The 12,186-nt window shown below is 53.9% G+C and carries 9 protein-coding genes; 5 read left to right on the top strand and 4 right to left on the bottom strand.

All coding sequences use genetic code 11. The annotated features are described in order from the left end of the window. Window positions 1–89: 89 nt before the first annotated feature. From malG to malE, 3 genes are all read right to left on the bottom strand, one after another. Window positions 90–980, bottom strand: coding sequence for a maltose ABC transporter permease MalG (malG, locus tag HV302_RS23815; protein WP_016155340.1), 891 nt, complete (start codon window positions 978–980; stop codon window positions 90–92). A 14-nt stretch (window positions 981–994) separates the two neighbouring features. Beyond that, window positions 995–2,539 (bottom strand): maltose ABC transporter permease MalF, encoded by a 1,545-nt coding sequence (gene malF, locus HV302_RS23810; RefSeq protein ID WP_019077872.1) that lies wholly within the window; start codon window positions 2,537–2,539, stop codon window positions 995–997. A gap of 187 nt (window positions 2,540–2,726) precedes the next feature. Further along, a complete protein-coding gene (malE, locus tag HV302_RS23805) occupies window positions 2,727–3,917 on the bottom strand; it encodes a maltose/maltodextrin ABC transporter substrate-binding protein MalE (RefSeq protein WP_016155342.1) in 1,191 nt (396 codons plus the stop codon). A 359-nt stretch (window positions 3,918–4,276) separates the two neighbouring features. Here malE and malK point away from each other — a divergent pair, with 359 nt between their 5' ends. From malK to ubiA, 5 genes are all read left to right on the top strand, one after another. Beyond that, on the top strand, window positions 4,277–5,386 hold the full coding sequence (gene malK, locus HV302_RS23800) for a maltose/maltodextrin ABC transporter ATP-binding protein MalK (RefSeq protein ID WP_016155343.1): 1,110 nt from the start codon (window positions 4,277–4,279) through the stop codon (window positions 5,384–5,386). Window positions 5,387–5,562: 176 nt separating this feature from the next. Beyond that, window positions 5,563–6,921 carry a maltoporin gene (locus HV302_RS23795; protein ID WP_016155344.1) on the top strand — a complete coding sequence of 453 codons (1,359 nt, stop codon included), beginning with the start codon at window positions 5,563–5,565 and terminating at the stop codon, window positions 6,919–6,921. Window positions 6,922–7,034: 113 nt separating this feature from the next. Continuing rightward, window positions 7,035–7,982, top strand: coding sequence for a maltose operon protein MalM (malM, locus tag HV302_RS23790; protein WP_016155345.1), 948 nt, complete (start codon window positions 7,035–7,037; stop codon window positions 7,980–7,982). Between the two features lie 180 nt (window positions 7,983–8,162). Beyond that, window positions 8,163–8,660, top strand: a complete 498-nt coding sequence (gene ubiC / locus HV302_RS23785) for a chorismate lyase (RefSeq protein WP_016155346.1) — start codon at window positions 8,163–8,165, stop codon at window positions 8,658–8,660. Between the two features lie 13 nt (window positions 8,661–8,673). Next, complete coding sequence (ubiA, locus tag HV302_RS23780) at window positions 8,674–9,546, top strand: 4-hydroxybenzoate octaprenyltransferase (RefSeq protein WP_181626655.1); 873 nt, start codon at window positions 8,674–8,676, stop codon at window positions 9,544–9,546. A 60-nt stretch (window positions 9,547–9,606) separates the two neighbouring features. Here the strand turns inward: ubiA and plsB are convergent, their stop codons facing one another. Next, window positions 9,607–12,027, bottom strand: a complete 2,421-nt coding sequence (gene plsB, locus HV302_RS23775; protein ID WP_016155442.1) for a glycerol-3-phosphate 1-O-acyltransferase PlsB — start codon at window positions 12,025–12,027, stop codon at window positions 9,607–9,609. Window positions 12,028–12,186 lie beyond the last annotated feature (159 nt).

Genomic DNA, 12,186 nt, shown 5'->3' with positions numbered 1-12,186 from the left:
GAGCGCCGAATAACAGTCACAGGTTGGGATAACATAAGTTGAGGGTTGCAGTGGCATTGCCCGTTGCCGGGCAGTTACTTCGGTAAAACTTAACCTTTCACACCACCCGCCGTCAGTCCGTTGACCAGCCAGCGCTGTGCCAGCAGGAACACCAGAGTGATCGGAATGGCTGAAAGTACAGCTGCGGCGGCAAAGTCGCCCCACAAATAGTTCTGTGGATTGAGGTACTGCTGCATACCTACCGCAAGGGTATAGCTGTTCACATCACGCAGCAGCAGTGATGCGACCGGTACTTCGGTAATCGCGGCAATGAAAGACAGAATAAACACGACCGCCAGAATCGGAACGGAAAGCGGCAGCAACACCAGGCGGAATGCCTGCCATGGCGTTGCGCCATCCAGCGCGGCCGCTTCTTCCAGCGAACCGTCGATGGTTTCGAAATAGCCCTTAATCGTCCACACATGCAGCGCAATACCGCCGAGATAGGCGAAGATCACGCCACCGTGAGTGTTCAGACCAATAAACGGAATGTACTGGCCCAGGCGGTCAAACAAAGCATACAACGCGACCAGAGACAGCACCGCCGGGAACATCTGGAATATCAGCATCCCTTTCAGCAGGGTTGCTTTGCCCGGGAAGCGCATACGGGCAAAGGCGTAAGCGCAGGTGGTGGAAAGCGTCACGATACCGATCGCGGTAATGGTGGCTACTTTCACCGAGTTCCACAGCCATAACAGCACCGGGAACGGCGGCGGCGTCACGCGGCCATCCGCATGCTCAACGCTAAAGCCCAACGCCAGTTTCCAGTGTTCCCAGGAGATGTTTTCCGGGATCAGGCTGCCGGTGGCAAAGTTACCTTCACGCAGCGAGATAGCGATAACCATCAGCAGCGGGAACATGATCGCTGCAATGAAAATCAGCAGCAGCAAGTGCGTTGTTAAGAGACGCAGTTTCTGAGATTTGGGTTGTACCATAGCCATGTTCGTTGTCTCCCTTAATCAAACTTCATACGCGTGGCTTTCAGGTTCACGATGGCCAGCGCACCGACCAGCAGGAAGATCAGCGTGGCAATCGCCGCCGCCAGACCGAAGTCCTGACCACCGCCGCCTTCGAAGGCGATACGGTAGGTGTAGCTCACGAGCAGGTCGGTATAGCCTGCTGGCGTGGTGGTACCAAGACGGTCTGGACCACCGTTGGTCAACAGTTGAATCAGCACGAAGTTGTTAAAGTTAAAGGCGAAGCTGGCGATCATCAGCGGCGTCAGCGGCTTAATCAGCAGTGGCAACGTAATCTTAAAGAAGTTCTGGAACGGACCTGCACCATCCATCGCCGACGCTTCATACAGGTCGTCAGGGATCGCTTTAAGCAGACCCATGCACAGGATCATCATGTACGGGTAACCAAGCCAGGTGTTGACGATAATAATCATCGAACGCGCGGTGGTTGGGTCGCTGAACCAGGCCGGTTTGATGCCAAACAGCGCGCTCAGCATCATGTTGATTTCACCGAAGCTCTGGTTGAACAGCCCTTTGAAAATCAGAATCGAAATAAACGACGGTACGGCATACGGCAGAATCAGCAGGACACGGTAAATCGCTTTGCCTTTGAGAGACTCCCACTGTACGAGACAGGCCAGTACCATCCCCACGGCCACGGTGAGGATCACGGTCAGAACGGAGAAGACCACCGTCCAGACAAAGATGGCGAAGAACGGTTTCTGAATGCCTTCGTCGGTAAATACGCGGGCGAAGTTGTCCCAACCGATGGCAACGGTATAGCCTGGGCTGAGTTTTTCGTTACCCCAGCTACCGTCAGCGTTAATTGCCTGATAATAACCAATATCGTTGTTGGCGCGGTATTTTACGCCGCTTTGGCTGTTGGTAAGCGTGCCGTCATCAGCGAGCGTATAGAGTGGCTGCGTGCCGGAAAACTGGCGCAGTGAACTCATAATCACTTTGCTTTCATCCGGCAGGATGGCGGTGAGTTGGGTTAACGCCTGGCGATTTTGCGTAATGACACGCAGCGTCGCACGTTCGCCCGCTGGCAGCGCCTCGGCTTCTTTCAACTGCAGTTTCTGTTCGCCGCCAAATTTAAAGGCGTCGGAGAGATAATTCTTGCCGGTTTCTCCGTCGGTGAGGGCCAGTTGCCACTCCGTACCCGCCGGATACAGGCCGAAGTTGTAGGTTTTCCCCGCCTGATAAGAACGGTCCATCAGGACTTCCTGAGCACGTTCAAAGGTCAGTTGGTTGGTGCTGCTGTAGTTGGTAAAGGCAATTGCGATAGTACAAATTAGCGGAAACAGGACAAACAGCCCCATCCCTGCAACGCCTGGGTAAACATAGCGCCAGGCGTAGGCTTTACGGTTAGCAAAAATATACAGGCCAGCAGAGCTTAAAATCAGCGTCATGATGGCAAACAGGTACTCCCCCTGAGCATACATCAAAACAACAAGGTAACCGACCAGCAGCCCAAGCAGACCCATCACTGACCATTTCAGCCGGTCGCTTTGCCACCAGTGTTTCTTTTTAATGACATCCATGGGGATCAATCCTCTTTACGCTTTATCCTTCGCACTACCTCTTTGTTGGCTGCGGAAGCTCACCCCAGTCACTTACTTATGTAAGCTCCTGGGGATTTGCCTCCTTGCCGCCTCGATGTAGCGCGAGTGATTTCGCGTAACAACGTATTCAATAAACCTGATTCCCTAAGAAATAAGGGAAACCGTATTACTTGGTGATACGACCTTGTGCATCTTTCAGCGCGGCATCGACGGTCTGACGGCCGCTGGCAGCGTTGATCACTGCGGTACGAACGGCATACCAGAATGCGGACATCTGCGGGATGTTCGGCATGATCTCGCCTTTCTGGGCGTTATCCATGGTGGCCGCGATACGCGGGTCTTTCGCTAACTGATCCTGGAAGGATTTCAGTGCAACCGCGCCCAGCGGTTTGTCCTTATTCACTTCATCCAGACCCTGATCGGTCAGCAGGTAGTTTTCGAGGAACTCTTTTGCCAGTTCTTTGTTCGGGCTGGCAGCGTTGATACCTGCGCTCAGAACGCCCACGAACGGTTTGGACGGTTTACCCTTGAAGGTTGGCAGCAGGGCAACGCCGTAATTCACCTTGCTCTTATCGATGTTGGACCACGCCCACGGACCGTTGATGGTCATCGCGGTGTCACCTTTGTTAAAGGCCGCTTCGGCGATGGAGTAATCGGTATCCGCGTTCATGTGTTTGTTCTTGATCAGATCAACCAGGAAGGTCAGACCCGCTTTTGCGCCCGCGTTGTCCACGCCCACGTCTTTCACGTCGTACTTGCCGTTTTCAAACTTGAACGCGTAACCGCCGTCGGCGGCAATCAGCGGCCAGGTGAAGTACGGTTCTTGCAGGTTGAACATCAGCGCGGATTTTCCTTTCGCCTTCAGCTCTTTATCCAGCGCAGGAATTTCTTCCCAGGTTTTTGGCGGGTTTGGAACGAGGTCTTTGTTATAAATCAACGACAGCGCTTCAACCGCAATCGGGTAGGCAATCAGTTTGCCGTTATAGCGTACGGCATCCCAGGTGAACGGATAGAGTTTGTCCTGGAACGCTTTATCTGGGGTGATTTCAGCCAGCAGGCCAGACTGAGCGTAGCCGCCAAAACGGTCATGTGCCCAGAAGATGATGTCAGGGCCATCGCCAGTCGCGGCAACCTGTGGGAACTTCTCTTCCAGTTTGTCCGGGTGCTCAATGGTGACTTTGATACCGGTGTCTTTCTCGAATTTTTTGCCCACTTCAGCGAGGCCGTTATAGCCTTTGTCGCCGTTAATCCAGATAACCAGCTTACCTTCTTCAATCTTGGCGAGAGCCGAGGCGGAAAACATCATCGTCGTTAATGCAGACAATGCGAGGATGCGTGCGCCAGTTTTGATTTTCATAGTTCCCATCCTGTTTGGTGATTTTGCAGAGGTGGCTTAACGGTTACTAGTTTCTTTATACGACAACCTCTTTCCATCCTCCTTACCCCTACGCCCCACCCGCTCTTTATGTGATCTGTGTTACATAAATGTGAGTATTGCGTACTGGCGCACATAAAAACCCACTGATTTTTGCAGGCTGCATCACGAAATTCCTCCGCGGCGTACGGCCCGGGTCTCAGACGCTGTTCTCTCATCCTCCCGCCTCCTCCCCCATAAAAAAGCTGGGGGTGGAGGATTCACGCAGTCAAGGGATCACGCATAGTCAGCCCATCATGAATGTTGCTGTCGATGACAGGTTGTAACGAAGGGAGAAGGGCATGGCGAGCGTACAGCTGCGAAATGTAACGAAAGCCTGGGGTGACGTGGTGGTATCGAAAGATATCAATCTCGACATTCACGAAGGGGAATTCGTGGTGTTTGTCGGACCGTCAGGCTGCGGTAAGTCGACCTTGCTGCGTATGATCGCCGGGCTTGAAACCATCACCAGTGGCGACCTGTTTATCGGGGAGACCCGGATGAACGACATTCCCCCCGCCGAACGCGGCGTGGGCATGGTCTTTCAGTCCTACGCGTTGTATCCCCATTTATCCGTCGCAGAAAACATGTCGTTTGGCCTCAAACTGGCTGGCGCAAAAAAAGAGGTGATGAATCAGCGCGTGAATCAGGTCGCGGAAGTTCTGCAACTGGCGCACCTGCTGGAGCGTAAACCGAAGGCGCTTTCCGGCGGACAACGTCAGCGTGTGGCGATTGGCCGAACGCTGGTTGCCGAGCCGCGCGTATTCCTGCTGGATGAACCGTTGTCGAACCTCGACGCCGCTCTGCGTGTGCAAATGCGTATTGAAATCTCCCGCCTGCATAAACGTCTTGGCCGCACGATGATTTACGTCACCCACGATCAGGTCGAAGCGATGACGCTGGCCGACAAAATTGTGGTGCTGGATGCTGGTCGCGTGGCGCAGGTCGGCAAACCGCTGGAGCTATACCACTATCCGGCTGACCGCTTTGTGGCGGGCTTTATTGGTTCGCCGAAGATGAACTTCCTGCCGGTGAAAGTCACCGGGACGGCCATCGATCAGGTGCAGGTTGAACTGCCCAACCGCCAGCAAATATGGCTACCAGTGGACAGCCATGCGGTACAGGTTGGTGCCAACATGTCTTTAGGTATCCGCCCGGAACATCTGCTGCCCAGCGATATCGCCGATGTCACCCTCGAAGGTGAAGTGCAGGTGGTCGAGCAGCTTGGTCACGAAACTCAAATTCATATCCAGATCCCCGCCATCCGTCAAAACCTGGTTTACCGCCAGAACGACGTGGTGTTGGTAGAAGAGGGTGCCACATTCGCTATCGGCCTGCCGCCAGAGCGTTGCCATCTGTTCCGTGAGGATGGCACTGCATGTCGTCGGTTGCATCAAGAGCCAGGCGTTTAAGGTCCCCATAAAAAACGAAACGCAAAGCCATTCGAAGCTACATCGAGGCGGCAAGTAAATGAATCCCCGGGAGTGTACAAAGAGTACGCGACTGGGGTGACAGAACGCAGCCAACAAAGAGGCAGCCCGAAGGGGGACGCGTTTAAAGAAAAGCAATGATCTCAGGAGATAGAACGATGATTACTCTGCGCAAACTCCCTCTGGCGGTTGCTGTAGCAGCAGGCATTATGTCTGTTCAGGCAATGGCTGTAGATTTCCACGGTTACGCTCGTTCCGGTATTGGCTGGACAGGGAGTGGCGGTGAACAACAGTGTTTCCAGGCAACCGGTGCACAAAGTAAATACCGTCTCGGTAACGAATGTGAAACCTATGCGGAAATCAAATTAGGTCAGGAAGTGTGGAAAGAAGGCGATAAGAGCTTCTACTTCGACACCAACGTTGCTTACTCCGTCGCACAGCAGAATGACTGGGAAGGCACAGATCCGGCATTCCGTGAAGCTAACGTGCAGGGTAAAAACCTGATCGAATGGCTGCCAGGCTCCACTATCTGGGCCGGTAAGCGCTTCTACCAGCGTCATGACGTACACATGATCGACTTCTACTACTGGGATATTTCAGGTCCTGGCGCCGGTATTGAAAACATCGATCTGGGCTTCGGTAAACTGTCTTTGGCGGCGAGCCGTTCACAGGAAGCGGGTGGTTCATACGCTTTCAGCAGCCAGAATATCTATGATCGTACCAAAGACACCGCGAACGATGTATTTGACGTTCGTTTAGCGCAGTTGGCAACTAACCCGGATGGGATGTTGGAACTGGGCGTTGACTATGGTCGCGCGAATACCACCGACGATTACAGGCTGGCGGACGGCGCATCTAAAGATGGTTGGATGTTCACCGCTGAACATACCCAGAGCATGCTGAAGGGCTACAACAAGTTTGTCGTTCAGTACGCCACAGATTCCATGACCACCCAGGGCAAAGGCCTGAACCAGGGTTCTTATGGTTCTTCCACTACGACCATTGAAGATCCCGTTACTGGCGTTAAAACCAACTATGCCAACAATGTTGTGAATAACAACGGTAGCCTGTTCCGCGTGCTGGACCACGGTGCAATCTCCCTGGGCGACAAGTGGGACCTGATGTACGTCGGTATGTACCAGAACCTCGACATGGATAACGACCTGGGGACCGAATGGTACACCGTTGGTATTCGCCCGATGTATAAATGGACGCCAATCATGAGCACCCTGCTGGAAGTCGGTTACGACAACGTCAAATCTCAGCAGACCAGCGATCGCAACAGCCAGTACAAAATCACCCTGGCCCAACAATGGCAGGCGGGTGACAGCATCTGGTCTCGTCCGGCAATCCGCGTCTTCGCAACCTATGCAAAATGGGATGAAGAGTGGGGTTACATCAAAAATGGTAACGACGTAACCAAATTCGCAGCGGCAACGAACTCTGGTCTCAGCACAACCAGCCGTGGCGACAACGATGAGTGGTCCTTCGGTGCCCAGATGGAAATCTGGTGGTAATTCAGCACTAACCTGACGTAAAGACCGAAAGAGGGGCGCAAGCCCCTCTTGATTACGGTTTAGCGCGCTATTGCCTGGCCACCGCTGAACCCATGCTATCTGAGGTGATAACAATGAAAATGAAGAAAAGTCTCGTTGCCCTTTGTTTATCTGCAGGGTTATTTGCCAGCGCACCTGGCATCAGCCTGGCCGATGTGAATATTGTTCCGCAGAACACCACCGCGGCCCCATCTATTCCCACTGCGGCGCTGCAGCAGTTAACCTGGACGCCTGTTGATCAATCCAAAACCCAGTCTTCGCCGCTTGCGACAGCGGGTCAGCGTCTGGATGTCGCCGGTATTACCGGCCCGGTCGCTGCGTATAGCGTCCCGGCGAATATTGGCGAGCTCACTCTGACGCTGTCCAGTGAAGTGAATAAACAAACCAGCGTATTTGCGCCAAACGTATTAATTCTTGACCAAAACATGACGCCATCTGCGTTCTTCCCCAGCAGCTATTTTACCTACCAGGAGCCCGGCGTGATGAGTGCCGATCGTCTGGAAGGGGTAATGCGTCTGACGCCAGCGCTGGGTCAGCAAAAACTCTATGTTTTGGTCTTTACCACTGATAAAGATCTCCAGCAGACCACAACCCTGCTTGACCCGGCAAAAGCCTATGCCAAGGGCGTAGGTAACGCTATTCCGGATATTCCAGACCCGATCGCCCGTCATACCACCGACGGTTTACTGAAACTGAAAGTCAAAACCAGCTCCTCCTCCAGTGTTTTGGTCGGGCCGCTGTTTGGCTCATCCGGCCCTGGTCCTGTCACGGTGGGCAATACCGCCGCGCCTGCGGTGACCTATGCGGCTCCGGCAGCAGCCGTTGCGGCTCCAGCGCCACAACCGGTGAAGAAAAGTGAGCCGATGCTGAACGACACGGAAAGTTATTTTAACCAGGGCATTAAGGATGCTGTTGCGAAAGGCGATGTCGATAAAGCGCTGAAGCTGCTTGATGAAGCTGAGCGTCTGGGATCCAAATCTGCCCGATCCACCTTTATCAGCAGTGTAAAAGGCAAGGGGTAAACATCGCCCCGCATTGTTGATTTTGCAACAACTGGTGCGTCTCCTGGCGCACCTTTTTTTATCCTTCGGTGCTAATTGTTACACTTATGTTGCTCTGGCGATCACTTAATTGTGTTTGCTCACCCCGTAATGCATTTTCTGCGATACAATGCCTTCAAGTTATAAATCGGAGAGTAAGGCATGCCACACCCTGCGTTAACGCAACTGCGTGCGCTGCGTTATTTTGATGCGATCCCGGCGCTGGACGCCCAACTGCTCGACTGGTTGTTACTGGAAGATTCCATGACTAAACGTTTTGAGCAGCAGGGAAAACAGGTCACCGTAACGTTGATTCGCGAAGCATTCGTTGGGCAAAATGAGGTGCCTGAAGAGCTGCCGCTGCTGCCTAAAGAGTCCCGTTATTGGTTACGTGAGATCCTGTTATGCGCGGATGGTGAACCCTGGCTTGCCGGGCGGACCGTGGTGCCTGAATCAACCTTGTGCGGCCCTGAGCTGGCCTTACAAAATCTGGGGAAAACCCCGCTCGGACGTTACCTGTTTACATCATCGACATTGACCCGAGATTTTATTGAGATTGGCCGCGATGCAGCGCTGTGGGGGCGCCGTTCCCGCCTGCGGCTGAGCGGTAAGCCGCTGATGCTTACCGAGCTTTTTCTACCTGCATCGCCGTTGTACTGAGAGGAAGATAAAGATGGAGTGGAGTCTGACGCAGAATAAGCTGCTGGCATTTCACCGCTTGATGCGTACGGATAAGCCAATCGGTGCCTTACTGCTGCTCTGGCCTACGCTGTGGGCATTGTGGGTGGCAACCCCAGGCATGCCGCAATTGTGGATCCTGGCGGTTTTTGTTGCTGGCGTTTGGTTAATGCGCGCTGCCGGCTGCGTGGTGAATGATTATGCCGACAGGAAATTTGACGGACACGTTAAACGCACCGCAAATCGACCGCTGCCGAGCGGGGCCGTCACTGAAAAAGAGGCCCGAACGCTGTTCGTCGTATTGATACTGCTGGCCTTCCTGCTGGTTTTGACGCTCAACACGATGACCATTTTGTTGTCCGTTGCGGCGTTAGCGCTGGCGTGGGTTTACCCGTTCATGAAGCGCTATACGCACCTGCCGCAGGTGGTGCTGGGGGCGGCGTTTGGCTGGTCGATCCCGATGGCGTTCGCCGCCGTGAGCGAGTCCGTACCGCTGAGCTGCTGGCTGATGTTCCTCGCCAATATTCTCTGGGCGGTGGCCTACGACACGCAGTATGCGATGGTTGACCGCGATGATGACCTGAAGATCGGCATTAAATCGACCGCGATTCTGTTCGGTCAAAACGACAAGCTGATCATTGGTATCCTGCAGGTGGGCGTACTGGTGCTGATGGCGCTGGTGGGTTTGCTAAATGGGCTGGGACTGGGTTATTACTGGTCTCTGCTGGTGGCTGGCGCGCTGTTTGTATATCAGCAGAAACTGATCGTCAATCGCGAGCGTGATGCCTGTTTTAAAGCGTTTATGAACAATAACTACGTCGGTCTGGTGCTGTTCTTAGGGCTGGCGATGAGCTACTGGCATTTTTGAGTTTGGCTTAGCCTGCAAAATAAAAAACCGGTCATTTCATTTCGACCGGTTTTTTTATGCTTACTCGCCCTGTGTGGCGCTCTCGATGGTCAGACGTACATCTGACGTGACCAGTTCGGCCAACATCTGATAGATCTTCATCGTCTCTTCCGGTTCGGCATCTCCGGTATCGCTGATGAATCCCTCGTCACGCAGCGTCAGTACCAGAGAGCTGAACACGGCTTTATCGAAGAATTCCGGCGCGTTAATGCCGTGCAGTACGGAGAGGCGTTGCGCCACGGTGCGGCTCTCTTTCTCCAGCGTGCCACGGTTGATAGACGGGTTCGCGCTCAGCAGCCAGAAGGTAATGGCGTAGCGTTGCAACGTCTCGCGAGCACCCGCCGCCAACAGCTGTAGCGTACGGGAGCGGGCCGGATTGATATGCAGTTCGTCATCGTTCAGGGCGATCAGTCCCTGGCGCTGCATTTCGCTGGCCAGTTCGTCAATCACTCCGGCGAGTTCATCACGCTCCCAACGTAAGAACAGCTCTGCTTTCAGCATCGGGTACAGCGCATCAATATGCTGCTGTAGCGCGGCGCGTGAAATACGACGATGCTGAGTCACAATGGCTGCCATCAACGAAGGCAGAACCAGCATATGCGCAATGTTGTTGCGGTAATACGTCATCAATACCGCCTGCTCGCGCGGCAGAATGATGATGTCACCGATGGTGTCTTTCTCGACCTCAAACTTATTCATCTGTAAGGCATGGTCGATCAATTCACTGGCGCTCTGCGCAGGAACCGTACAATCTGCCGCGTACGGCACGTTACGCAGCAGACTCAGATAGCAGTCGAGCTGTTCAGTCAGTTGCTCACGGGTCAGAGAGCGCTGGCGGGAGGCCAACAGCGCGGTACAGCACAGGTTCATGGCATTGGCCGCGCCTGCATTGTTAATGCGTACCATCAGATCGGCGGCAATGCTATTCACCGTCGGCGTCAGCCAGGCCGGGCGGATGGACTCGATAGGATCGATCGATTCACGCCACTCCGGTACATGCTGATTGAGGTAAGTCATCAATGGCATCGGTTCGCCAAAGTTGACATACCCCTGACCCAGATTACGCAGCTTGCTCAAGCCACGCAGCATTTGCGGCAGACTCTCTTTCTCTTTCGTCGCGCCACGCAGCTCTTTCGCGTACGTGCCTACTTCCATTACGTGCTCGTAGCCGATGTAGATGGGTACGAGGGTAATCGGACGCGTACCGCCGCGCAGCATCGCCTGAATGGTCATCGATAGCGTGCCGGTTTTCGGGTCGAGCAGGCGCCCGGTGCGTGAACGGCCTCCTTCGACAAAGTATTCAACCGAGTAGCCGCGGCTGAACAACTCGCCCAGGTATTCGCGGAAAACGGTGGAATAGAGCTTGTTGCCCTTGAAGGTACGACGAATAAAGAACGCGCCCAGACGGCGGAAAATCGGACCTGCTGGCCAGAAGTTCAGGTTGATACCGGCAGCGATGTGCGGCGGAACCAGCCCCTGGTGGTACAGAACGTACGACAGCAGCATATAGTCCATATGGCTGCGGTGGCACGGAACATAGACGATTTCGTGCCCATCGTGCGCCAACTGACGTACACGCTCCGCATTGTGAACGTTAATCCCCTGATACAGACGGTTCCAGGTAAAGCCCAGAATACGGTCTGTCAGACGAATCATCTCGTAGGAGAAGTTGGCGGCAATCTCTTCCATCAGCGCAATGGCATTTTGCTGCGCTTTTTCGTGGGAGATTTTTTTACTGCGCGCTTCATCTTCTACCGCGCGAGCGATAGCTTTTGAGGCCAGCAGCTTATTAAACAGGTCCTGGCGGGCAGGGAGGCGCGGGCCGACTGCGGCCAGACGCTGACGAGCAAAGTGCATGCGCGCCACGCGAGCCAGCTTCTGAGCGATGATTTTATCTGTACCGTGTTCGTCCGCCATGCGACGCAGGGAGACCGACGGGGAGAAGCGGACAAAACTGTCGCGACCAAGCCAGGACACAGCAAAGAATTTCTGTACGCCGTTCAGCATGCGCAGCGGCGGATTGACCTCGCCTTTTTCACGCCCAGGCGCACGGCCAAACATCACCGAAACTGGCACCATTTGCACATCCAGGTCTGGATTGCTGCGGTGCAAGTCGAGATAGTTATGGAACAGCTTAATGGACTCTTCTTTCGGCGTGTAATAGGTGAACACGCGCGGGCCGCCGTGAATAAACACGTAGCGCGGCAGCAGAGTTCCGTCTATCTCCAGCGGTTCCAGGGGATCCGGGAGATCGTGCACCAGACATTGGGCACGCAGCGTCAGCAAGTCTGCTTTTGAATTGTACGGTAGGACGTACATAATGGGACGCGAAGTATCGAGCCCCAATTCCGGAGCAGGTTCTGCCGGAATAGACTTGCTTTTTACCAGGACGCTTAATGGTAAATTCAGTAATTTGTAGTAAATTCGTGGCCAGCCGGACATAAACGATGTAAAGCCTCTGGTTAATAATGCAAATGCGCTGCAAGGATATCAGAAAGTTTAGTGAATTTCTGGTGTATCCGGTCATACTTCGCGCTGCTTTGCCACACCCTGAAACAAACGGGGTAACGTTACAATGACATTGACGCTAATAATGTAAAA

Source organism: Citrobacter sp. RHBSTW-00859, assembly GCF_013729795.1.
Lineage (GTDB): Bacteria > Pseudomonadota > Gammaproteobacteria > Enterobacterales > Enterobacteriaceae > Citrobacter > Citrobacter braakii.
Note: the sequence above shows the minus strand (reverse complement) of the source record. Positions and strands in the feature narration are given on the sequence as shown.